This window comes from Syntrophaceae bacterium, from assembly GCA_013177795.1.
Lineage (GTDB): Bacteria > Desulfobacterota > Syntrophia > Syntrophales > UBA2192 > UBA2192.
Genome location: JABLXY010000001.1, coordinates 925435 through 949869 on the forward strand (window position 1 = coordinate 925435; position 24435 = coordinate 949869).

The following is a 24435-nucleotide window of genomic DNA, read 5'->3' on the forward strand; positions in this document are numbered from 1 at the left end:
TCCCGCCGGGAAGTCAACAAAAATCGGCATCAGACCTTCACGTGGAGCACCGGCAGGGGCAAATGCCTCCTCTTCGTCTCGCCGAAGAAGGCCGTCTGCTCGCGCACGGTGGGCGTGCCGCGGCGGCCCTTGCCGAGTTTGTCGATGGGGTGGGCGGCGCCGAGGTGCAGGCAGTGCTTGCCGAACTTCTCGCGCATCTCGTCGACGGCCGCGTAGAGGTCGCGCACCTTCTCGGCCCGCAGGGGGCTTTCGAAGAGGGTGTACTGGACGTTGCGGTCGGGCGCGAGGTCCGCGAGGATCACGCCCGTGGCGCGGTAGAGCTCCTCCCTGCGGTAGAGCCCGTCGAAGAGCCCCCGCAGCACCTCGCAGAGCTCCAGCGGGTGCGCCGAGGGGCGGGAGAGCTTCACCTCGTCGCCGCGGTACTCGAAGTCGTTCATCTTGAGGAAGCCGATGAGCCGGCGCGGCGCGAGGTGGTAGCGCCGGGCCTTCATGCAGGCCGACTCGAGGTTGCGCAGCAGGTGCGCGAAGAGGTACTCGGGATCGCCCGTGGGCGGGGCGAAGGTCTTGGTCTTGCTGATGGAGGCGTAGTCGCTCTTCTCCTCGGCCGTGACGGGGTAGACCGACTCGCCGCGCAGCTCGCGCCAGATCTCCTGCCCGGGCTTGGTGAACTTCTTCCTCACGACGCCCTCCGGGAGCCGCGCAAACTCCAGGGCCGTCCGGATGCCCATCTTCCAGAGGTAGTTCGTCGTGGCGGGGCCGATCCCCCAGATCTTCTCGACGGGCAGCTCCCGGATGTACTCGGGGATCCGGCGGCCCGGGATCACGGTGAAGCCTGCGGGCTTGCGATGCTTCGAGGCCACCTTGGCAAGCACCTTGGAGAGCGAGAGGCCCACGGAGACGGTGATCCCCAGCTCGCGTTCGACCTCGCGCTTGATGTTCATGGCGATCGTCTCGTAGGAGGCGTGGAAGGAGCGGCGCAGGCCCGTGAGGTCGGCGAAAGCCTCGTCGATGGAGTACTCCTCCACCTGGGGCGTGAAGCGCCGCACGATGTTGTACATGCGCCGTGAGAAGAGGCTGTAGGTCTCGTAGTCCGAGGGCAGGACGATGAGCCCCGGGCAGATTTTCTTCGCCTCGTGCAGGGGCACGCCGCGCTTGATCCCCATGGCCTTGGCGGCGTAGCTCGCGCAGGCCACGATCCCCCGCTCGCCGCCCGTGATGAGGGGCTTGCCCCTGAGCTCGGGGTGGATCGCCTCCTCGCAGGACGTGAAGAAGGCGTCGCCGTCGATGTGCAGGACGGCCTGCGGCCAGGAGTGGATGTTCAAGAAAAGCTGTTCCATTCGTCCGTTCGATGGTTCCGTCTGTTACGCGGCAGCTCCCCCGGCATGAGAGGCTTTTCATGTCCCCTGGCCTTCCTCTGCCCTCGCCGGAGAGACTTCGCACATTCAATCTCCTCTACCCTGGCGGGAGAGGCGTTCTATACCTTTCAGGCTTCCTCTCCCCTCGCGGGAGAGGATTGAGGTGAGGGGGAACATTCCCCTTCCTCATACTGCAGAAAATCAGGCAGAGGGTGTCGAGGCGACATTCTTCCTGACGACTTCCAGGATCCCCTCCACGTTCTGGAATACTTCGTTGTCCCAGAATCGCAGCACGCTGTACCCCCGACCCCGGAGCCAGGCATCTCTTTCGGCATCACGTGCCGCTGCCGCGGCGTGTTGCCCGCCATCCAGCTCGATGACGATCTTTTTCTCGAAAGAAAAAATGAAATCCACGATGTAGTCTCCAATGGGCACCTGCCGTCTGAACTTGGCATTGTCCAACTGTCTGGATCCCAAATTTCTCCAAAGCAGTTCCTCTGCGCGGGTCTGCCTTTTTCTGAGGTTTCTGGCATTCACGGAAAGTCTCGATTTGTTCATGGTTCACCCTCACCCTGCCCTCTCCCATCGGAGGCTGTGTCGCAATAGGGAGTAGGGGCTGAGTTCTTTGACAAAAAAATATCCGTAACGCACCTCGAAGGATCGCCAACCCCGGCCCGGTGTGCTAGAGTGCTCCGCGAAAGGAGATGCGCTCATGGCCTATCGAACCGGCGACCGTCTGCAACTGGGGCTGCTGCCCGCCAGCATCGAGGACTACGTGTCCCCCGAGGACCCGGTACGGGCCTACGATGCCTTCGTGGAGGCCTTGGATCTGCCGCAACTGGGCATCGAGGTGGACCCCAACCAGGTCGGCAACGCCGCCTACGATCCGCGCGCGATGCTCAAGCTGCTGGTCTACGGCTACTCCTACGGGGTACGCAGTTCCCGCAAGCTCGAACGGGAGTGCCACCACAACCTGGCCTTTGTGTGGCTGATGGCCGGGCTGAGGCCCGACCACAAGACCATCGCGGAGTTTAGGCGCAACCACAAGGCGGCCCTCAAGCAGGTGCTCCGGCACTGCGCCCGGCTCTGCATCAAGCTCGACCTAATCGCGGGCAACGTGCTGTTTGTCGACGGCACAAAGATCCGGGCCAATGCCTCACGCTACCGCAGCCATGACCGGGCCTGGTACGAGAAGAAGCTGGCCGATCTGGATCGGCGCATCGAGCAGCTGTTGCAGGACTGCGAGGCCATCGACCGCCGGGAGCGGCACATGGACTCGTACGTGGCGATGCGAAAGGACCTTGCCCAGACGAACACGCTCAAGGACCGGGTCCAGGAGGCCCTGCGGGGCTTCGAGGGAGGCAGCCACCGGCACGTCAACCTCACCGACCCGGACTGCGCCCTGATGAAGAGCGTCCAGGGCAGCCACGCGGCCTACAACGTCCAGTTGGTGGTGGATGACAAGCAGGGGCTTCTGCTGCAGGCCGATGCCGTCGAAGAGACCAGTGATGTCAACCAGTTCGCCCGGCAGATCGAGGCCGCCAACGCGCTGCTGGAGAGTCCCTGCGAGACGGCCTGCGCCGATGCCGGCTATGCCGACACGGCGGAGCTCGAGAAGATCGACCGCCAGGGGATCCGAGTGATCGTGCCTTCACAGCGGCAGGCGAGGAAAGAGCCGGAAAAGCCGTTCAGCAAAAGCCATTTTGCGTATGACCCAGAGCAAGATGACTACAGCTGCCCTGAAGGTCACAGGCTCCGGTATGAATCGACGGAAAAACGCACGGGCAAGCGGCACTACGTGATCACCGACGCGGCCATCTGCCACGCGTGCCGGCACTACGGGAGCTGCACCCAGGCGCGCAGGGGGCGCAAGATCATCCGGCTGCCCAACGAAGAGGTTAAGCTCAGGCTGGAGGCCCAGTACGAGGAGGCCGCCTCGCAGGCCGTCTACGAGAGGCGCAAAACCCGGGCCGAGCATCCCTTCGGGCACATCAAGCGCAACCTCAAGGTCGATGCCTTCCTGCTACGGGGGCTCGAGGGGGCGCGAGCCGAGGTCTCGATGCTGGCCAGTTGCTTCAATGTGGCTCGCCTGATCTCGCTGCTCGGGGTCAACGGGCTCATCGAGAGGCTCCGGGCCCTCGGAAGGCCCTGCTTCGCACCGGCATGAGGCTCAACGGCGCTCTTCAAAGGGCCCTGAACCATCAAAACCTGCCCGACAGACCGTGCGCGGATAGACGTTACGGATATTTTGTTGTCAAAGAACGGGTAAACAACTCGTCCCCTCTTGACTGTTGCGACACAGCCTCTCGAGGGAGAGGGATTTTTGTATGGCCTCTCCCGTCGGAGACTGTGTCGTAATCCAAAAATTTTGTTATTCCGCACAAGCGAAGTGCGATACGGAATCCGGCATTTTCAGGAACTTCTGGATGCCCGCCTTCGCGGGCATGACAAAATTTCGTTCAATTTCCCGACTGCGACACCGCCTCTCAAGGGAGAAGAAAAATTCTACAAATGGTATTTTCGAACCACCGCGCTCACGATCCCCGCGATTTTCAGCTCCTCCCGCGCGCGGATGGGGGGATACTTCGGGTTGGCCGACTCGAGCACCACGGCGCCGCCCTTCGCCCGGGTGAAGTACTTCATCGTCCACTCGCCGTCCACCTGGGCCACGACCACGTCGCCCGTCTTCGGTTCCCGGCCCCGCTCGACGATGACCAGGTCCCCCGGCATGATCCCCTCGCCGGTCATGGAATCGCCGCTCACGCGCAGCAGGAAGGACGCCTCGGGCTTCGTCACGAGGTACTCGTCGAGCGAGACGAGGTCCCGCAGCTCATCCCCGGGGGGCGTCGGGAACCCGGCCTGGACGGCGCCCACGAGCGGCAGGGCGAAGTCGCGCCGCACGGGCCGCAGGAGCCCCCTGCGGTCCTGCTCGAGGATGCCCTCCTTCAGGAGCTTGCGCATCCAGAAGTGCACGACGCTCTTCGAGCGCACCCCCAGCAGGGGCATCATCTCCGAGTAGGCCGGCATCCGCCGGTGGTTCCGGTAGAACCCCGCCAACTTTCTCGACACGGTTTCGACGGTCCGCTTTTCCTGCATAAGACCCGAATAAAATCTCCCTGTGTCCCCTTTTTTGCCCTTGACTTCCCCTGCCCCCCAGGTTATAGAACGATCGTTCTATTGTCAAGAGGATTTTGGCGCCGCGCGAGCTCTCCGGCAGGGCGGAATGACATCAAAATCGTTGACATGATTGACGAAAGGCGATAGTGTGAGTCCCTCGAAATCAAGGAATGGCAAGGGCCCGGACGGGGCCGGTCCTGTTCCTGCCGAGCGGCTGAAGGTCGAAGGAGGGGCCTCTCTGGGAAAGACGGTCATCAAGCTCATCGCCACGGGTCTCGGGAGCGGTTACTCGCCCTTCGCGCCCGGCACGGCGGGCACACTCGTCGCCATCCCCCTCTACCTGGCCCTTTCGCCCCTGTCCTGGCCCCTTTACCTGGCATCGGTGTCGCTCCTCACCCTTCTGGCCGTCTACGCGTCGGGTGAGGCGGAAAGGATCTTCGACAGGAAGGATTCACCCCGGATCGTCATCGACGAGATCGTCGGCTTTCTCTGGTCGCTTTTCCTGGTGGGCCCGACGGCCGGGCGGATCGCGGCGGCCTTCTTCCTCTTCAGGATCTTCGATATCCTGAAGCCGCCTCCGGCGCGCTGGTGTCAGGACAAACTGCCCGGCGGCTGGGGTGTGGTGATGGACGATGTCATGGCGGGGATCTGGGCGAACGTGGCGATCCTGGCAGCGCTGCGGTTTTTTGATTTTTGAGAATCATCCGCCCCTCTCGGGCCGCACGTGAAAAATCCTCCCCTGCCCTTCTGGGAGGCCGTTATCTCGGATTCCCTCCCCCTCGACGGGAGAGGCACACACCAATTGCCCTCTCCCTCGACGGGAGAGATCACAAAAAAAATCCCTCTCCCTCGAGAGGCTGTGTCGCAATAGGGAGTAGGGGCTGAGTTCTTTGACAAAAAAATATCCGTAACGCACCTCGAAGGATCGCCAACCCCGGCCCGGTGTGCTAGAGTGCTCCGCGAAAGGAGATGCGCTCATGGCCTATCGAACCGGCGACCGTCTGCAACTGGGGCTGCTGCCCGCCAGCATCGAGGACTACGTGTCCCCCGAGGACCCGGTACGGGCCTACGATGCCTTCGTGGAGGCCTTGGATCTGCCGCAACTGGGCATCGAGGTGGACCCCAACCAGGTCGGCAACGCCGCCTACGATCCGCGCGCGATGCTCAAGCTGCTGGTCTACGGCTACTCCTACGGGGTACGCAGTTCCCGCAAGCTCGAACGGGAGTGCCACCACAACCTGGCCTTTGTGTGGCTGATGGCCGGGCTGAGGCCCGACCACAAGACCATCGCGGAGTTTAGGCGCAACCACAAGGCGGCCCTCAAGCAGGTGCTCCGGCACTGCGCCCGGCTCTGCATCAAGCTCGACCTAATCGCGGGCAACGTGCTGTTTGTCGACGGCACAAAGATCCGGGCCAATGCCTCACGCTACCGCAGCCATGACCGGGCCTGGTACGAGAAGAAGCTGGCCGATCTGGATCGGCGCATCGAGCAGCTGTTGCAGGACTGCGAGGCCATCGACCGCCGGGAGCGGCACATGGACTCGTACGTGGCGATGCGAAAGGACCTTGCCCAGACGAACACGCTCAAGGACCGGGTCCAGGAGGCCCTGCGGGGCTTCGAGGGAGGCAGCCACCGGCACGTCAACCTCACCGACCCGGACTGCGCCCTGATGAAGAGCGTCCAGGGCAGCCACGCGGCCTACAACGTCCAGTTGGTGGTGGATGACAAGCAGGGGCTTCTGCTGCAGGCCGATGCCGTCGAAGAGACCAGTGATGTCAACCAGTTCGCCCGGCAGATCGAGGCCGCCAACGCGCTGCTGGAGAGTCCCTGCGAGACGGCCTGCGCCGATGCCGGCTATGCCGACACGGCGGAGCTCGAGAAGATCGACCGCCAGGGGATCCGAGTGATCGTGCCTTCACAGCGGCAGGCGAGGAAAGAGCCGGAAAAGCCGTTCAGCAAAAGCCATTTTGCGTATGACCCAGAGCAAGATGACTACAGCTGCCCTGAAGGTCACAGGCTCCGGTATGAATCGACGGAAAAACGCACGGGCAAGCGGCACTACGTGATCACCGACGCGGCCATCTGCCACGCGTGCCGGCACTACGGGAGCTGCACCCAGGCGCGCAGGGGGCGCAAGATCATCCGGCTGCCCAACGAAGAGGTTAAGCTCAGGCTGGAGGCCCAGTACGAGGAGGCCGCCTCGCAGGCCGTCTACGAGAGGCGCAAAACCCGGGCCGAGCATCCCTTCGGGCACATCAAGCGCAACCTCAAGGTCGATGCCTTCCTGCTACGGGGGCTCGAGGGGGCGCGAGCCGAGGTCTCGATGCTGGCCAGTTGCTTCAATGTGGCTCGCCTGATCTCGCTCCTCGGGGTCAACGGGCTCATCGAGAGGCTCCGGGCCCTCGGAAGGCCCTGCTTCGCACCGGCATGAGGCTCGACGGCGCTCTTCAAAGGGCCCTGAACCATCAAAACCTGCCCGACAGACCGTTCGCGGATAGACGTTACGGATATTTTGTTGTCAAAGAACGGGTAAACAACTCGTCCCTCGTCCCTTCTTGACTGTTGCGACACAGCCTCCGACGGGAGAGGGCAAGGGTGAGGGTGAAAAAGGTACAGGGAACAGGCCCCCCTCACCTCAATCCTCTCCCACCAGGGGAGAGGAAGTCCAGGCGCGGGATGAAGATTGGTATTCTGACCATCGGCAACGAATTGACCAGCGGCCGCATCGCCGACGCCAACACGGCCTACCTGGCCCGTGAATTCCACGTCCGCGGCTGGGAGGTGCCCGTATCGGTGGCCGTGGGCGACGACGCCGGGGCGATCGGCGAGGCGCTGGACTTCATCCTGGAGCGCTCCGGCGCCGTCGTCGTCACGGGCGGGCTGGGACCGACTGCCGACGACATCACCACGGCGTGCATCGCGAAGTACTGCGGCCTGCCGCTCTACACCGACGAGGCGGTCCTGCAGCTCATCAAGGACCGCTTCGCGTCGCGCGGGATCCGCTGGACCGACAACAACGCCAAGCAGGCCATGTTCCCGCAGGGGGCCACGCCGCTTCGCAACCCCGTCGGGACGGCTTGGGGATACGCCCTGGAGCGGGGCGGAAAGCTCATCGTCGTCGTGCCCGGCGTGCCCATGGAAGTCAGGCGGATGACGCCGGAGGTTCTCATCCCGCTCTTCGAGCAGAGGGCAGGCAGGACGCACATCCTGACGCGGACGATCAAGCTCTTCGGCCTGGCCGAGGCGCTCATCGACAACGCGCTGGCGGACCTGCCCCTGGCCGGCACGACGGTGAGCCTCGGCTTCTACCCCCGCTTCCCGGAGAACCACCTGGTGCTCACGGCCAGGAGCCCCGACCGCACAAAGGCCGAGGCGGACCTCGCCCTCATCGAAAAGGGCATCGTGGAGCGCCTCAGGCGCAACATCTTCGGCTACGACGACGACACCCTCGAGGGGATGATCGGGGCCCTGCTCACGGAGCAGAAACGCACGATCAGCGTGGCCGAGTCGCTCACGGGGGGTCTTGTGGCCGACCGGATCACGAACGTCCCCGGAAGCTCGGCCTACTTCGAGCGCGGGGTGGTCGCCTACAGCAACCGCTCGAAGACGGAGCTGCTGGGCGTGCCCGAGGCGGTCATCCGGGAGCACGGCGCCGTGAGCAAGGAGGTGGCCCTCCTCATGGCCCAGGGGGTCCGCAGGGCAAGCGGCACCGACATCGGCCTTGCGACGACAGGCATCGCCGGCCCCTCGGGCGGCACCGCGGCAAAGCCCGTGGGCACCGTCTTCATCGCGGTGTCCGACGGCAAGCGGAGCATCTGCCGCGACTTCGCCTTCAAATGGGATCGCAGGCGTGTGAAGGAAATCACGACCGAGTGGTCCCTGGAGCTCACACGCCGGTTCCTCAAGGGGGAAGACCATGCCGAGTGACAACACGATCCGGACCTTTCTGGCCATCGAGATCCCGAAGGAGATCCTCGACCAGTTCGAGCGCGTGCAGTACCGCTTGGGGCGCTCCATGACGGGCGTCATCCGCTGGGTCAAGCCGGAGAGCATCCACCTGACATTGAAGTTCTTCGGCAACATCACCGAGCGCCAGATCCGCAGCATCCGCGACACCCTGGAGTCGAAGGCGCGGGAGCTCGGCCCGGTCGATCTCTCCATCGGCACGCTCGGCGTCTTCCCGAACCTGAGCAGGCCCCGCGTCCTGTGGGTGGGCGTGACGGAGGGCCTCAAGGAGCTTGCAGACCTGCAGGCCCGGGTCGAAACGGCCCTCGAGGCGGCGGGCTTCCCCCGCGAGGATCGGCCCTTCCGGCCGCACCTGACGATCGGCCGCATGAAGGGGGAGCGCCGCATCGATGGCCTCGACAAGGCCGTCGAGGACCACAGGGGGTTTGCGGCCGGGAAGTTTACGGCGGCGGAGATGGTCCTCTTCCGCAGCGATTTGAAGCCCGCGGGCCCGGTGTACACGCCGCTGGCGAGGTTCAAGCTGGGCCTGTAGAGATCCTCATCCTCGATCTTCCTCTCCCCTCTGCGGGAAAGGATTGAGGTGAGGGGGACGTTCCCCCCTCCTCTAGCTCCTCCTGACGGGGGAGGAGGTCGGTTTCGGGATGAGAGCAAACAGAACGATCACAACCTCCAGGAGGGAATTTTAAAGCTATGGCATCACACGAGCAGGACCGGGAGAAAGCGGTAGAGCTTGCCATCGCCCAGATCGAGCGCCAGTTCGGCAAGGGCTCCATCATGCGCCTCGGCGGCGAGGAGGTCATCGACGTGCCCGTGATCCCCACGGGGGCGCTGAGCCTCGACATGGCCCTCGGCGTGGGCGGCATCCCCCGCGGGCGCGTCATCGAGATCTACGGCCCCGAGGCGGGCGGCAAGACGACGCTGGCGCTGCACATCGTCTCCGAGGCCCAGAAGATGGGCGGGCTGGCGGCCTTCATCGACGCCGAGCACGCCCTCGACGTGGGCTACGCCCGCAAGATCGGCGTCGACGTGGACAACCTGCTCATCGCCCAGCCCGACACGGGCGAACAGGCCCTCGAGATCGCCGAGACGCTCGTGCGCAGCGGCGCCCTCGACGTCCTGGTCATCGACTCCGTGGCGGCCCTCGTCCCCAAGGCCGAGCTCGAGGGCGACATGGGCGACGCGCAGATGGGGCTGCAGGCGCGCCTCATGTCCCAGGCCCTGCGCAAGCTCACGGGCACCATCAGCAAGTCCAAGACCTGCGTGATCTTCATCAACCAGCTGCGCATGAAGATCGGGATGTTCATGGGCAACCCCGAGACGACGACCGGCGGCAACGCCCTGAAGTTCTACGCCTCCATGCGGCTCGACATCCGCAAGATCACGGCCCTCAAGCAGGGCGAGAACGTCGTGGGCAACCGCGTCCGGGTCAAGGTCGTGAAGAACAAGGTCGCCCCGCCCTTCCGGGAGACCGAGTTCGACATCATCTTCGGCGAGGGGATCTCCAAGGAAGGCGACGTGCTCGACCTGGCCGTCAACAACGGCATCATCGAGCGCAGCGGCACGTGGTACTCCTACAAGGGCGACCGCCTCGGTCAGGGCCGGGAGAACGTGCGCCTGGCCCTCAAGGACAACGCCGAGCTGCTGGCGAGGATCGAGGACGAGGTCCGGGAGAAGTTCGGGATCAAGAAACCCGAGAAGCAGGCCCCCGCGGAGAAGCCGCCGGAAAAGGAAAAGAAGCGATAAATGGAGGACCACCTCCAATACAAGCGGGCCAGGGAGCGGGCCCTGCGCCTCCTGGCCCTGCGGGGACGCAGCCGGGCGGAGCTGCGGAAGAAGCTCGCCGATCGGGACTTCACGGAATCCGTCATCGACAGGGTACTTGAAAATCTCGGCGGGCTGGGGTATCTCGACGATGGGGCCTTCGCCGTGAACCGGGCCCGGCACCTCGCCGTGAACCGCCTTTACGGCAACCGCAAGATCGAGGAGCAGCTGCGGGAAAAGGGCATCCCCCGCGAGGCGGCCCGTGAGGCCATCCGCGAGGTCCGCGAGGAGTTCCCCGAGAAAGAAGGGATCGCCCGCTACGCCGCCAGGAAGCTCCAAGGCCGAAGCCTCGAGAGCCTCGACAAGAAGGAACGGCTGGCCCTCGCCCGGATGCTCCAGGGCAAGGGCTATCACCTGGGGCTGATCCTCGATTACCTGGGGCCCTACGAGGAGAGCCCCGCATACGATACCGACTGACACTCATTTTTTGTATCCTCTCCCCAGGAGGGAGAGAATTTGTACACGTAATTGTCTCTCCCTCGCGGGAGAGGATACTCATTCAACGTCCTCTCCCCCGGCAGGAGAGAATTCACATTCAGTTTCCTCTCCCCTGGCGGGAGAGGATAAAGGTGAGGGGGAAAGCAAAACACCCTCCCTCACCCCCGCCTTCTCCGTTCGAGAGAGGGTGCACGCACGCAACAGGACCCGGCACAACACCAGGAGGGGACCGCATATGACATCGAGTGAGATCAGGGCCAAGTTTCTCGAGTACTTCCGGGAGAGGGGGCACGCCATCATCCCAAGCTCCTCGCTCATCCCGAAGGACGACCCGACACTGCTCTTCACCAACTCGGGGATGGTGCAGTTCAAGAACTGCTTCCTCGGCCTCGAGGACCGCGGCTACTACCGGGCCGCAAGCTCCCAGAAGTGCGTGCGCGCGGGCGGCAAGCACAACGACCTCGAGAACGTGGGCTACACGGCGCGCCACCACACCTTCTTCGAGATGCTGGGCAACTTCTCCTTCGGCGACTACTTCAAGAAGGAGTCCATCGCCTGGGGCTGGGACTTCCTGACCAACGTCATGGGCCTCCCCAAGGACAGGATGTGGATCACCATCTACAAGGACGACGACGAGGCCTTCGAGATCTGGAACAAGCAGGAGGGCGTTCCGGCCGAACGCATCGTCCGCATGGGCATGGACAGCAACTTCTGGATGGTGGGCGAGACGGGCCCCTGCGGCCCCTGCTCGGAGATCCTCTTCGACCAGGGCCCCGAGGTGGGCTGCGGCCGCCCCGAGTGCAACGTCGAGTGCTCCTGCGACCGCCACCTCGAGCTCTGGAACCACGTCTTCACCCAGTTCGACCGCAACCTCGACGGCAGCTTCACGCCCCTGCCCAAGCCCAACATCGACACGGGCATGGGCCTCGAGCGCCTCGCGGCCATCGTGCAGGGCAAGAAGAGCAACTACGACACGGACCTCTTCACCCCCATCATCGGCCACATCGCGAAGCTCGCCGGCAAGAGCTACGGCGAGAGCCCCGACGGCGACGTCTCCATGCGCGTGATCGCCGATCACTCCCGGGCCGTCTTCTTCCTCATCTCCGACGGCATCCTGCCCTCCAACGAGGGCCGGGGCTACGTCCTGCGGCGCATCCTGCGCCGGGCCTGCCGGCACGGCAAGCTCCTGGGCTTCGACAGGCCCTTCCTCCACGAGGTCGTCAGCTCCGTCGTGGAGGTCATGAAGGACGCCTACCCCGAGATCGTCGACCGGCTGGCCTTCGTGCAGAAGGTGGTCTTCAACGAGGAGCAGCGCTTCCTCGAGACGCTGGACACGGGCCTGCGCATCCTCACCGACGAGGTGGCCAAGCTCAAGGCCGTGGGCGGCACCGTCATCCCCGGCGACGTGGTCTTCCGGCTCTACGACACCTACGGGTTCCCCTTCGACCTCACCGCCGACATCGTGAAGAAGGACAGGCTCACCCTTGACATGGAGGGCTTCGAGAAGCGCATGGAGGAGCAGCGCGAGAAGGCCCGCGAGAGCTGGAAGGGAAGCGGCGAGAGCGCCGTGGCCGACAGCTACAAGAAGCTCTCCCTCAAGGGCATCCGGAGCGAGTTGGTGGGCTACGAGGAGGTCACCGAGGCCACCTCCTTCGTCACGGCCATCCTCAAGAAGGACGAGGAGGTGGACGTGATCACCGAGGGCACCAACGCCGAGATCTTCACCGACCAGACGCCCTTCTACGGCGAGACGGGCGGCCAGGTGGGCGACGTGGGCGTCATCGAGGGCGAGGGCTTCCTCTTCGAGGTCTGGGACACCCAGCGCCCCGACGAGAACCTCATCACCCACATCGGAAAGCTCAAGAAGGGCACCCTCCGGGTGGGCGACACGGTGCACCTCAAGGTGGAGAAGAACACCCGCAGGGCGACCGAGTGCAACCACTCGGCCACGCACCTGCTCAACGCGGCCCTGCACGCCGTGCTGGGCGATCACGTCAAGCAGGCGGGCTCGCTCGTCAACCCCGAGCGGCTGCGGTTCGACTTCACCCACTTCTCCCGCATCGACGAGAAGGAGCTGGACCGCATCGAGACGCTCGTCAACGAGTACATCCAGGCCAACCTCCCCGTCAAGACGAGCATCCTCGACAAGGAGGCGGCCATGAAGACGGGGGCGCACGCCGTCTTCGACGAGAAGTACGCCGACAAGGTCCGCGTCGTCCAGATGGGCAAGGTGAGCGCCGAGCTCTGCGGCGGCACCCACGTGACCCGCACGGGCAATATCGGCGTCCTGAAAATCATCTCCGAGTCCGCCGTCGCGGCGGGCGTGCGGCGCATCGAGGCCGTCACGGGCCCCGAGGCCGTGAAGTACATCAAGAGGCAGGACCACGAGCTGAAGAAGGTGGCCAACCTGCTGCGCACGGGCCCCTTCGAGGTGGCCGAGCGCGTCGAAAAGATGATGAAGCACCAGCGCGACCTGGAGCGCGAGATCGAGGCCCTCAAGGGCAGGCTCGCCGCGAAGGAGTCGGGCGACATCGTCAAGAAGGCCAAGAAGGTGGGCGACGTGAAGCTGCTGGCCGAGCGGGTCGAGGTCTCCGATGTGAAGGCCCTGCGCGACTTCGGCGACAAGCTGCGCGACAAGCTGGGCTCCGGCATCGTCTGCCTGGGCAGCCAGGTGGGCGAGAAGGCGATGCTGCTGTGCATGGTCACGAAGGACCTGGCGGGCAAGTACAACGCGGGCGACATCGTCAAGGAGATCGCCCCCATCGTGGGCGGCAGCGGCGGCGGGCGGCCCGACATGGCCCAGGCCGGCGGCACCCAGCCCGAGAACATCGACAAGGCCCTCAAGAAGGTGAAGGACCTTCTGAAGGGCGAAAAAAAAGTGGCCAAGAAGGCTAAAAAATAGTAGATTATCGCCAACCCGCAAAAAAGAAATGAACCCTCTCCCTCGACGGGAGAGGGCATGGGTGAGGGTGAATAATCCCCTCTCCCTTTCATACAAGACCCAATTCCCCAACTCCATCTCTCCCTTTCATCTTTACCTTGGGGGGCCGCAAGGCCCCCCGGGGGAGAGACGGCCTAATTTCACTTTCTTATCCCTCTTTGAAAAAAAGGGGGGATTTTACAAGGAATGGTTTTTTATGGAGGTCTCGTCCTAACCTGGTCAACAAATCAACGAATCATCTGATCAGCTTCTTTGTTATGAAACCGACTCTCTACCGACGGCCAATAAAACCCCGCTACTCGAAACGATTGCGGGGTTTTTTATGAAGACTGCTGACACGCAATCCATTTCATTTCTGGGGGGAGGCTCATGGAAATGGCAAAAGGTAAACGTTTTATAGCAGAGCGATCGAAACCCTTCTTCATTCTGGTCCTCGCTGCCCTGTTCATTGTTGCGTCCGCATCTTTCGCTTTTTCTCAAACGAACAGGTACGAGTCAATCAAAGGGGTCAAGTTCAAGGACGGCACCGTCCTCATGGGTACCGTCACCCAACTGAACGTCGAAACAGTCACCATCCGGCTCGAAAACGGCCAGACCGTTGTACGCAAGTTCGACGACGTGGATACATTCATCAAGCGCGATGATTCTGTTAAGACTTATCAAGAAACGAAGCCCGCAGCGCCTCCGGCAGCGGTAGTGGCACCGGCAGCAGTGCCTGCAGCAGTACCTTCGGCAGCACCCCCTACGACAGCTCCATCCGCGGCACCGGCGGCACAAACTCCCGCGACTCCTCCAGCAGCAGCTCCAGTGGCAGCGCCGGCAGCAGTGCAACCAACAGTAGTGGAAAGCACCAAAGCTGATTCGCTTGTGATGCAGCAGGAAAGTAAACCAGTTTATGCGTCGTCAACTTCGGCAAGAATTTATGACACACGTTTCTCTTCTTTGGAATTCGGAATCATGTATTACTATTATGATTATAAGGAAGTTAATGAGCCACCCCCTTTTAAAAGCACTGAAAGCGGATGGCTACCGGGAATATATTTAGGCTACGAATACAAGAAACCTTCAGATGTTTATACAAGGTTATATAGCCATATTGCAGTGGGAGATCTAACATATGATGGCTCAGTACTAGAAACTGGCGCGCCTTTCTCACATGACTCCAACCATTTTTTTTTCAAGTTTGAAGGAGACATCGGCTATACGGTTCCCATATCGGATAAACTGAAAGTCATTCCGTATACGGGATACGGTTACCGTTATTGGAGACGGGGCGAAACTGAAAACATTCGAGGTGTCTGGTCCTACAAAGAAATCTATACCTGGAACTATATACCCGTGGGAGTTAAACTTGATTATGCAGTAGATAACAGATGGAGCATCGGAGGTAATGCGGCGGTTCATTTCATGTTTGGCGGAAGGATGACTGCATATCTTTCAGAAATAAGCACCTCTTATTCTGACTATGAGTTCGACTTAGGTAACAAACCTGGCTATTACATAGAAGCTCCAGTACGTTACCGATTCGACAACAGTTGGTCATTGAATTTCACACCCTGGTATCAGTATAGTGAAATAGGGAAAAGTAATTATATCGGTACCTTTCATGAACCTGATAGCGAGACTCATCAGTATGGCTTCAATTTTGGTGTGTCTTATTTGTTTTAGATTCTTTTTTCTGAGCATGATTTACCGTCACTCCGCCAGGGTACGCATCATCATTTTTTTTATTGCATTATTGATTTTTCCGCAGATGAGTGAGATTGCGTAGAACAGAAGAGTGCAACGATGAAAGGCACTTATTCTACACCATGTAGTCTCTTGATTATCACTGGATGTATGATTCTTTTATCGGGTTGTTCAGTCCATTCATGGTACAAAGCAACATATGATGGAATATCTATAAATTACAAGGTTAACAAAGAGGACTTTATCAATCTCAACGAAAAAGTTATTGTTATTTCTCGCGACGAGAGACTCGATAAGGATTTTTTTGGTCCGGGAGTCAAACCTACATTTTTTACTCATTTAGGCGGATATTTAACCTTTGGTGTTTTTTATGCGTTCATTCCTTCAGAGCCAACGTTAAATAAACGGCAGGACCCTATTATATTCTTTAAGACTGCCTTAACAGAAAGATTATCAAAAAATGGGGTTTCAGTTATTGAAAATAAATCTAATGAGGCATTAATTTTCAATATACTGGTCAGTAAATTGAAACTTGATTTTGATTCTGGAACATGGGTTGGGGAAGTTGGCTACACTGGAGTGCCCCCCTGCGGTTAGACAACTGCGGTTAGGGTAACCGGACAGGACTTGGCGTTGTTGAACATTTCTTCAAACTCCACAGGCGGCCGATATCCCAGTGAGGAGTGCAGCCGCTTGCGATTTAAACGTCCTCGATGAAGGAGGGAAGACGATTCTGGACATCGGCCATCGTCCGGTACTCCCAGAGGTAGACCTCCTCGGCCTTCAGGGTCTTGATGAAGCTCTCGGCGGCCGCATTGTCGTAGGGGTTGCCCTTGCGGGCCATGCTGATTCGGAAGCCGTTGGCAAGCAACTCCTCCACGTAGTCTCGGGAGGCATACTGGACCCCGCGATCCGAGTGATGGATGATTCCTGCCGGGGGTCTGCGACGCGCCAGGGCCATCCGGAGGGCCTCCAGGCACAGGGTTGTGTCGATATTGCGCGAGAGCGCATAGCCCACGACCCTGCGGGCAAAGAGATCCAGGATGACCGCCAGATAGACAAAGCCGCTCAGGATGGCAATGTAGGTGATGTCGGCCACCCAGAGCTGGTTGGGGCCCGTGACCAGCAGGTTCTGCGCGAGGTTGGGATAGACCCGATGGGGATGCTCGCTGTTGGTGGTGCGGACCCAGCGGCGCCTGGGCTTGCGCGTCAATTCCTGTTCGCGCATGACGCGAAGCACCTTCTTGTGGTTGTCCCGGAACCCTCGACGATGCAGCTCCTTGGTCACCCGGCGATACCCGTAGCCGGGGAACTCCTCGATCACGGTCTCGATGCGGGCGATGAGCGCTTTCTCCCCGTCGGGTTGGCTCTTTGACTGATGGTAGTACGTGCTGCGGGGCAGGTTCATCAGCTCGCACCCCCTTTCGATGCTTTCGACGAGGGCACGATGCTCAGCGATGAACCGCCGCTTCTCTTCGGCGGTGCGAGGCTTCGCTGCACGGCTTTTTTTAAAAACTCGTTCTCCAGGGTGAGCCGGCCCACCAGCTGCTCGAGCTGACGGACGCGCTCCTCCAGGGCCGCTTCGTGACTGGGAGGGTTATCAAAGCGCCCCTTGGTGTACTGATCCTTCCAGTGATACAGCAGCCCCGACGAGATCTCGTGACGGCGCATCAGCTGCGCCGCCGTGCTGACCCCGCTCAGGTACTCTTCGATCACCTGACGCTTGAACTCGTTGCTGAAGGTTCTGCGTGGCTTCATGGCAAGATCCTTTCTCCCCCTCGTGGGGATCGGGGGTCCTGCCCGGTACTCTAACACATTTTGTCCAACTCAAGGGGTGCAGTCCACACAGCCTTAATCCAGAGGGGCGAGGAGTTTGTCTTTAAAAGAGAAATATATGAAAAAGCTACTGCTTATAATTGGAACGGGTTTGCTTCCGGGGAAAGTGCTATCAATGATGCTTTTAACAGAGCTATAAATAAGTTGGATGTTAATGATTGCTTCTTAAAAGCCAGCCTTAAAATATCAGAACAAACTCATCCCCCAAAAGCACCTGAGAAAATCGTATTCGATAATCAAAATTTACCTGCACAGGCATCTTCTCGAGATGCTACAACGACATCTCCCCTATTATCGATGAACTTACCCAACGAAAAGATCATCGATTCTAAAAGCAGCAAGACTCAAACGCTGGGCAGACACTGGGTGTTATTTCATACAGGTAAAGCAAATTACAAATATTATTACGATTCAGAAAGCATTGTTCGAACATCAAAGAATAATGTTCTTTTGTGGTCAAAAACAGTCTCCTCGAAGGAGGCAAGAGACGCCTTTCCTTCAACTGCTCAAGAAATTACGAGACGAGAAGAATACGATTGTTCAAAGCCATCGAGGCGAATCTTAGATATATTTAAAGATGGTGTCAGAGAAAGGATCAGCAATGAATGGCGTGATATTGCACCACAGTCACCCACCGAAATACTATATGAAATTGTCTGCAAAAGTAGAACTATTTACAATAAAGACAATAGAAATGCCGAGTAGAAAACATTTGGGGACGTCTTTCACATGTTCACAGCATAATCGGGTGTCAGATCTTGAATTATCAGGTTCTGACTACCGGCGACAACGCATCACTGACATGTGAAGACCCGGCCCCCATTTCCCCCGCCCCCAGGCGCGCCTGAGGCCTGGCGTCAGCCCACCGAGCAACACGGAAAAGAACGAATGAACGATTTCCCGTTCATGACCTCGTACTGGTTCGATTCACAGATCGCGACAGCGCCATCACTGTCCGGAGCGCAATTCGCGGACGTGGCTGTTGTCGGCGGCGGGTTTGCGGGGCTTTCGGCTGCACACCATCTCAAGTCCAGCGAGCCCGGCCTGCGCGTCGCGCTCGTCGAGGCGAAACACATCGGGTTTGGCGCAAGCGGCCGCAATGCCGGCTGGCTGTTGAGTTTGCCCCCGGTCCATTGGCTGCTGGAGGATCTCGATGACCCCCGGCGCTTGGCTGACATCCGGTGGACTTCTCAACTCTGCCGAGAAAACATCGCCCAACTGGGCAGATGGGTCGCGGACGAAGCGATCGATTGCGCGTGGACCCCGTCACGACACGTCCTTGCCGCCCGGAACCGCCTCGAGGCGGCCGCCCTTCGCTGGCTCATGCAGCGTTACGAGGCAATCGGCCTGCACTGCGAGTTCTTCGAGAAGGAAAAGATGGCCCAGCTTGTCGGGTACCCGGCAATCGCCGGTATGGCCTACGAGTTTGTGAGTATTCAGCCCTACCGGCTTGCGCGAGGGCTGCGACAGCGGTGTCTAGACCAGGATGTGCGGATCTACGAGAACACGCCCATCGAGACGATCCGTTCCACGAGCCGGGGCGTGCAACTGACCGCTGCCGACGGCGCCACGCTGACTGCCCGGAAGGTGATCCTGGCCACAAATGCCTACACACGCTCGCTGACGCTGGACGCGGAAATCCCGGCGACCTCGACCCAGCACACCTACATGCTGGCCACCGAGCCGCTGGAACCCGACGTGCTCGATCGCATTTCGCAAACCCGCACGCCCTTCGGCGACCCGGCCCTCTCTTTCTTCATCGGCCGCATCTATGAGAACCGACTCCTGTTCAACGGTATCGACCGGGCTTCGCGGGTCACACCGGAGGACGATCGCCATGTGCCGTCCTTTGTCAAGCTGCACAGGGAAATGCTGCGGCGGTTTCCGTTCCTCGAACCCGTCCCCTTGGCGGGGGCCTGGGGCGGGGCGGTACAGCAGACCCCTTCGGACGCCCCAATCGTGCGACGCTCGAAAAACGACCCGAATGTTATCCTGAATATCGGGTATGGCGGCGGGAGCGGTGTGGGCATGGCGCTCCTTTCCGGTCGATTGACAACAGGTCTGGTTTCGGAAAGGGGGCCAAAAGACGACGATGCCCAAAGGCTGCGCACCTTGCTCGCCAACAGCCGTTTCCCCAGGATGGGGCCCGTACGCGCCGTGTTCGGGGTGCTCAGGAAGATGGTTTTCGGCTAGCTTCCCGGGCTGCGAGGGACGATGAGGTCCGGAAGACAAAGGAGATCGCATCTCACGAAAAAAGCCGGGGTCCCGGGGCCTTTTTGCCCCGGGATTCCCGGCTTTCGCTTTCAATCCATCACGAACGGGGTCGCTCACGGGATACCGGACCCGTGCCCCGGCTCACTGGGGCTGGATGCTCCCCTGTGTCATGATGTAATTCTGGTTCGTGAGATTCGCCCTGACGTTCGTGTAAGTCCGAGAGCGCGGGCCGAAGTCAGACCCGACCCGGTAGGGCGTCACGGTCCCGCTCCAGCCGGCGGGCACCTTGTTGATGTAGAAGCCGCGCGCATCGGTCGTAACGGTCGTCCCCGGGCTGAAGATCATCTGGACACCGCCGACCGGTGTTCCGTACCAGTCCACCACGGCGCCGGAGATCGTCGGAAACAGGGGGAAGGGACCGCTTGCCGTTGTCACGAGCTGCGCCCAGTCGATGAGCGGCCACAGGGGCTTGCTGGGCAGGCAGCCGAGCACCCCCGTCGGGAAGGATAGGAAGCCCTTCAGCTCGCCGTAGAGCTGCCACCACGGGCTCTGGGTGTCGTCGATCGCCGTGATGGCCCTCAGCTGCAGCGCCGTGGTGGGGCCCGAAATCCCGTAGAACTTGAAGGAAAGCTGGGGCTTCACCGACAGGATGAACTTCGCCTTGCCCCCCACATCGGGCTCCGAGAAGGAATACATCGTGGAGTATGTCCGGACGGGTGTCCACTGGCCGTCCTGGTAATTCGCCCCGAGGGTGACGATGGCCCCTTCCTCGAGCCGGGCCTTCATCCCCGCGTAGACGCGGCCCTCTGCGGCCACGAAGACGGCCAGCTCGGGCGCCACGACGATGGGCAGCCGCCCCATCATGATGGTGACGGGTTCGAAGAAGAAGCGCCCCGCCTCGAATTCCCGATTGAATTCGACATCGCCCTCGGCCACGATGGAATCGGCGATGAGCTTCACGTCGGTTGTCGCGCCGTAGCCAATTCTGTCATATCTCAAGCCGAGTGTGACGTCGTCGCCCACGCCGTCAGATGTGGGTCTTATATACTTCAAGCCCAGTGTGACGTCGTCGCCCACGCCGTCAGATACGGGCTTTATATACTTCAAGCCCAGTGTGGCGTCGTCGCCCACGCCGTCAGATGTGGGTCTTATATACTTCAAGCCCAGTGTAGCGTCGTCGCCCACGCCGTCAGACGTGGGCCTTATATACTTCAGGCCCAGCGTGGCGTCGTCGCCCACGCCGTCAGATGTGGGCCTTATATACTTCAAGCCCAGTGTGGCGTCGTCGCCCACGCCGTCAGATGTGGGCCTTATATACTTCAAGCCCAGTGTGACGCTGTAGTTCATGCCCGCCACCGAGCCGAAGGTAATGCTCCCCGAGAATCGGACCTTCTGGCCGCGGGCGTTTGCGGCCTCGAAGGAGAAGGGCAAAGACGGCTTGCCCGGAACCTGCTGGATGGCCGGGCCCTTGCCGCTGTAGGCGACGAACCTGCGGTTCAGGAGGCTGCCGGAGTGCTGGACGGAGCCCTGCAGCACGGCATTCTCCAGCGTGGCCGGTCCCACGACGATGGAGAAAAGCCCTTGATCGTTTTGGTTAATCAGAAGCACTTTGCGCAGCATCCCCAGGGGCGTCTTCGCGGTCACGCCGCTGACGATGACATCCCCCGGCTTGAGGGAACTGAGAAGCGGTGTCGTCCCCCTGAAGCGCAGGACCTGGCAGCCGACCTTGTCACAGGGAAGCTCCGCAGGGTTGTAGGAACAGGGGAGCTCCGGAGGGGGAGGAATCAGGCACGGAAGCTCCGGGGGCGGCGGGATGAAGACCGGGCACCTCGCATCCGTCACGGTCCGTGTCGCACAGGGGAGTTCCGGAGGGGGCGGAATCAGGCACGGAAGCTCCGGGGGGATGTAGAAAAACGGCACGGGAAGCTCCGGGGGCGGCGGGATCAAGACCGGCGACGCACAGGGGAGCTCCGGGGGGATGTAGATGGCCGGCCCCGGGCAGGGAAGCTCCGGGGGGATCCAGATTGCCGGCGACGGGCAGGGAAGCTCCGGTGGGATGTAGATCTGAAGCTCCGCATCGGTCAGGATTTTGGTCGTGGGAGACAGGATGACCTGCCCGTCCACCGGCAAGACGGGCGGCACCACGGGTTCCGTGAGGCGGCTCTGGGCGGATGCCGGAGCGGCAGCAAAAAGGGGAAAAATAATCAGCAGGATCAGCGGCAAAATACTCTTCCAGCGATTCATACGGCACCTCCTTTCCGGCCGGACCCCGTCGGCAGGAAGGCAAAGGCAACTGTTCACCCTGCCCGGTCAACGGGGACCCTCTGTCAGCCGGCCATATGATTGAAACGGGGTTTGAACGTTCGCGGCATTCCCTGGCGAGGCCCGCAGGCGCCCGTCAGGAAACAGGCAGGACAATCTTGAGTTCCACGGCCCCCCCTTCGCGGACCATGCAGACGAAAAACCGGAATCCGATAACCGGCCCCTTCGCTCGGCAGTCCGCCCTTGCTGTATTTGCTGAGAACCCACCGCGGACCGGTTCCCTCCGCCGGCCCGTCGATGCCATTCTCTCGAGGATGACCGTTGAGACGAATTCGAAGGCGCTGCGCGCGGCGCGGGCGGGAACCGTGTTCCCCCCGGCACAGCGGTCGCGAGAGCCTACAATTTTTCAATAAAGGCTCTGGAAGGAAAATCAAGTCGCATAAATGTATGATTTTCTGATACGAAAAAAGTATTAGACGGGACGGCCAGAGAACGGTAGCCGGCCGAAAACCATCGAAAATTCGTGTACTTGAGGGTATAGAAAACAATCATCGGGGTCCGGCGTGAGCATCGACATGGTCACGCACGCATTCGCGCAGGAGCCGGTGGATTCCCTGGCAATGCGGCGCATTCCCGCGTGCGGACTTCTCTATTGACTTCCGCCCCCGCCCGCAGTAATGCCTGCCCATGGCACGGAAGACCGCCGGAACCGGCAGGAAGACACGGTACTTCGACATCGCGCTGCAATGCGCCGCCCGAATCTCCCTCGAGTTCACGGAGCCCTTCGAGCGGGCGCTGCGGATCATGGAGGACTCGGCCCGGCACGTCTTCGTCACGGGCCGCGCCGGCACCGGGAAGTCCACCCTGCTTGCCCACTTCACGGAGACGACGGCCAAGCAGGTGGCCGTCCTGGCCCCGACGGGGGTGGCGGCCGTCAACGTGGGCGGCCAGACGATCCACTCCTTCTTCGGGTTCAGGCCCGACGTGACCCCCGAGACGGCCAAGAAGAAGCTCCGGGATGCCGATGCGGCGATCTACCGCAAGCTCGACGCCATCGTGATCGACGAGGTCTCCATGGTCCGGGCCGACCTGATGGACTGCGTGGACGCCTTCCTGAGGGTCAACGGCCCCGTCAAGGGCGCCCCCTTCGGCGGCCTGCAGATGATCCTCATCGGCGATCTCTACCAGCTGCCGCCCGTGGTCGGCTCGGCCGAGAAGATGCTGTTCAAGACGCTCTACCCCAGCCCCTACTTCTTCAGCGCCCGCGTCTTTGAGGGCCTCGAGATGGAGTTCGTCGAGCTGGAGAAGATCTACCGGCAGCAGGACGACCGCTTCATCGAGCTGCTCAACGCCATCCGAAACCGCACGGTCACGGAGGAGGACCTGGCGCTTCTCAACACGCGCGTCGATGCGGACTTCGAGCCCCCCGCCGACGAGTACTACATCCACCTCACCAGCACCAACGACCTGGCCGACCGCTACAACGAGGAGCAGCTCAAGAAGCTCAAGGGCAGGACCTGGACCTCGTACGGCATCGTCGAGGGCGAGTTCGGGAAGGAGTACCTGCCGACGGCGCCCGAGCTGAAGCTCAAGAAGGGCGCCCAGGTCATGCTGCTCAACAACGACACCTGGTGCCGCTGGGTGAACGGGAGCATCGGGAAAATCACGGGCTTCGTCAGGGACCCCGAGGCGGGGACGCTGGTGCGGGTCCGGCTCAACGACGGCGGGACGGTCGAGGTGGCGCCCTTCACCTGGCAGATTTTCCGGTTCGTGCTGCACGACGGCGGCCTGGAGTCGGAGGAGGTGGGCACCTTCACCCAATACCCGCTGCGGCTCGCCTTTGCCGTGACCATCCACAAGAGCCAGGGGAAGACCTTCGAGCGGGCGATCATCGACGTGGGCCGGGGGACCTTCGCACCGGGCCAGTTGTACGTGGCCCTCTCGCGCTGCACGAGCCTCGAGGGCATCGTCCTCCGCAAGCCCCTGCGCAGGCAGAACATCCTGCTGGACTGGGCGGTGGTCCGCTACCTGACCCGCTGCCAGTACCGCCAGGCCGCGAAGAGCCAGAGCCTCGAGGACAAGCTGCGGATCCTCAAGGAGGCTATCCGGCGCAGGCAGCCCCTGGAGATGGTCTACCTGAAGGGCTCCGACGTCAAGAGCCGAAGGACGGTGAAGCCGCTGCACCTGGGCGAGATGGAGTACGCGGGCAGGCCCTTCCTGGGACTCGAGGCCTGGTGCCTGAAGCGCCGCGACAGGCGGGTGTTCAACGTGGAGAAGATCCTCAGCCTTCGGCCGGCCGATGGGGAACAGTAGACTTTCCCCGTTTCGTGATATACTGCAAACACTTCGGATTTCCCTGAATTCCCCCGTGGGAGGGTGCATCATGAACTTCGCCTGTGCCTCACGCTTGAGCCGCCGTGCCGGCCTCGCCGGTTTCGGCATCGCGATCATGCTCTCCGCATCCCTTCTCGACGGCTGCTACGTGTACGCCCCGCCGCCTCCCCCGCCCGGACCGGTTTACCACGCAACGACGTCGTTCGGGCGCTCGTGGAACGCGGCGCTCGACGCCATGGAGGACGTGGGGGCGCGCATCGTGTCGGCCGACCAGAACACAGGGATCATCCGGGGGACCCGGGGCGGCATCGAGGCCACGATCACGGTCCGGACGCAGGCCGACGGGCGCGTGCGGGTGGGGTTCAGCTCGAGGGACGCCTCGGGCCAGGAGACGGGCCTGACCCGGCAGCTCTACCAGGCCTACGAGAGGAGAATGGGCCGGATGTGACCCGCCCCGGCTG

19 protein-coding genes and 1 pseudogene are annotated in these 24435 nt (G+C 61.4%); 14 read left to right on the plus strand and 6 right to left on the minus strand.

From position 1 onward, the window contains the following. Positions 1–29: 29 nt before the first annotated feature. Both HPY67_04315 and HPY67_04320 read right to left on the minus strand, forming a co-directional pair. Positions 30–1337: a DNA polymerase IV gene (locus HPY67_04315; protein NPV03939.1), complete on the minus strand. Its 1308-nt coding sequence runs from the start codon at positions 1335–1337 to the stop codon at positions 30–32. 219 nt (positions 1338–1556) lie between these two features. Then, on the minus strand, positions 1557–1913 hold the full coding sequence (locus HPY67_04320) for an endonuclease domain-containing protein (GenBank protein NPV03940.1): 357 nt from the start codon (positions 1911–1913) through the stop codon (positions 1557–1559). Between the two features lie 154 nt (positions 1914–2067). Here HPY67_04320 and HPY67_04325 point away from each other — a divergent pair, with 154 nt between their 5' ends. Next, the gene (locus HPY67_04325) at positions 2068–3522 is read left to right on the plus strand and encodes an IS1182 family transposase (protein NPV03941.1); all 1455 of its coding nucleotides are present in this window, start codon (positions 2068–2070) and stop codon (positions 3520–3522) included. 338 nt (positions 3523–3860) lie between these two features. On the opposite strand, the gene lexA is transcribed toward HPY67_04325, so the two are convergent. Beyond that, entirely contained in the window at positions 3861–4424 is a 564-nt protein-coding gene (lexA, locus tag HPY67_04330; protein ID NPV03942.1) for a repressor LexA, read from the minus strand. A 286-nt stretch (positions 4425–4710) separates the two neighbouring features. Between lexA and HPY67_04335 the strand changes: the two genes are divergently transcribed. The 9 genes from HPY67_04335 to HPY67_04375 all read left to right on the plus strand — a co-directional run bounded on the left by HPY67_04335 (position 4711) and on the right by HPY67_04375 (position 15925). Next, positions 4711–5169: a phosphatidylglycerophosphatase A gene (locus HPY67_04335; GenBank protein NPV03943.1), complete on the plus strand. Its 459-nt coding sequence runs from the start codon at positions 4711–4713 to the stop codon at positions 5167–5169. Between the two features lie 280 nt (positions 5170–5449). Further along, complete coding sequence (locus tag HPY67_04340) at positions 5450–6904, plus strand: IS1182 family transposase (GenBank protein NPV03944.1); 1455 nt, start codon at positions 5450–5452, stop codon at positions 6902–6904. A gap of 245 nt (positions 6905–7149) precedes the next feature. Next, positions 7150–8400, plus strand: coding sequence for a competence/damage-inducible protein A (locus HPY67_04345; protein NPV03945.1), 1251 nt, complete (start codon positions 7150–7152; stop codon positions 8398–8400). Further along, positions 8390–8971, plus strand: a complete 582-nt coding sequence (gene thpR / locus HPY67_04350; protein NPV03946.1) for an RNA 2',3'-cyclic phosphodiesterase — start codon at positions 8390–8392, stop codon at positions 8969–8971. The genes HPY67_04345 and thpR overlap by 11 nt, the downstream gene beginning before the upstream one ends. 158 nt (positions 8972–9129) lie before the next feature. Beyond that, positions 9130–10182, plus strand: coding sequence for a recombinase RecA (recA, locus tag HPY67_04355; GenBank protein NPV03947.1), 1053 nt, complete (start codon positions 9130–9132; stop codon positions 10180–10182). Then, on the plus strand, positions 10183–10677 hold the full coding sequence (locus tag HPY67_04360; protein NPV03948.1) for a regulatory protein RecX: 495 nt from the start codon (positions 10183–10185) through the stop codon (positions 10675–10677). A 256-nt stretch (positions 10678–10933) separates the two neighbouring features. Beyond that, positions 10934–13600, plus strand: a complete 2667-nt coding sequence (gene alaS, locus HPY67_04365; GenBank protein NPV03949.1) for an alanine--tRNA ligase — start codon at positions 10934–10936, stop codon at positions 13598–13600. A gap of 408 nt (positions 13601–14008) precedes the next feature. Beyond that, complete coding sequence (locus HPY67_04370; protein ID NPV03950.1) at positions 14009–15307, plus strand: hypothetical protein; 1299 nt, start codon at positions 14009–14011, stop codon at positions 15305–15307. Positions 15308–15427: 120 nt separating this feature from the next. Then, on the plus strand, positions 15428–15925 hold the full coding sequence (locus tag HPY67_04375) for a hypothetical protein (GenBank protein ID NPV03951.1): 498 nt from the start codon (positions 15428–15430) through the stop codon (positions 15923–15925). Positions 15926–16028: 103 nt separating this feature from the next. On the opposite strand, the pseudogene HPY67_04380 reads toward HPY67_04375, so the two are convergent. Both HPY67_04380 and HPY67_04385 read right to left on the minus strand, forming a co-directional pair. Beyond that, positions 16029–16844, minus strand: a pseudogene (locus tag HPY67_04380) (IS3 family transposase). Beyond that, positions 16736–17086: a transposase gene (locus HPY67_04385; protein NPV03952.1), complete on the minus strand. Its 351-nt coding sequence runs from the start codon at positions 17084–17086 to the stop codon at positions 16736–16738. The pseudogene HPY67_04380 and the gene HPY67_04385 overlap by 109 nt, the downstream one beginning before the upstream one ends. A 60-nt stretch (positions 17087–17146) precedes the next feature. Between HPY67_04385 and HPY67_04390 the strand changes: the two genes are divergently transcribed. Then, on the plus strand, positions 17147–17869 hold the full coding sequence (locus tag HPY67_04390) for a hypothetical protein (protein ID NPV03953.1): 723 nt from the start codon (positions 17147–17149) through the stop codon (positions 17867–17869). A gap of 183 nt (positions 17870–18052) precedes the next feature. Further along, entirely contained in the window at positions 18053–19357 is a 1305-nt protein-coding gene (locus tag HPY67_04395; GenBank protein NPV03954.1) for an FAD-binding oxidoreductase, read from the plus strand. A 162-nt stretch (positions 19358–19519) separates the two neighbouring features. Here HPY67_04395 and HPY67_04400 read toward each other — a convergent pair whose 3' ends face one another. Beyond that, the gene (locus HPY67_04400; GenBank protein NPV03955.1) at positions 19520–21622 is read right to left on the minus strand and encodes a hypothetical protein; all 2103 of its coding nucleotides are present in this window, start codon (positions 21620–21622) and stop codon (positions 19520–19522) included. 705 nt (positions 21623–22327) lie between these two features. Between HPY67_04400 and HPY67_04405 the strand changes: the two genes are divergently transcribed. After that, a complete protein-coding gene (locus HPY67_04405) occupies positions 22328–23953 on the plus strand; it encodes an AAA family ATPase (GenBank protein ID NPV03956.1) in 1626 nt (541 codons plus the stop codon). Between the two features lie 70 nt (positions 23954–24023). Beyond that, complete coding sequence (locus tag HPY67_04410; protein NPV03957.1) at positions 24024–24422, plus strand: hypothetical protein; 399 nt, start codon at positions 24024–24026, stop codon at positions 24420–24422. Positions 24423–24435: the final 13 nt, after the last annotated feature.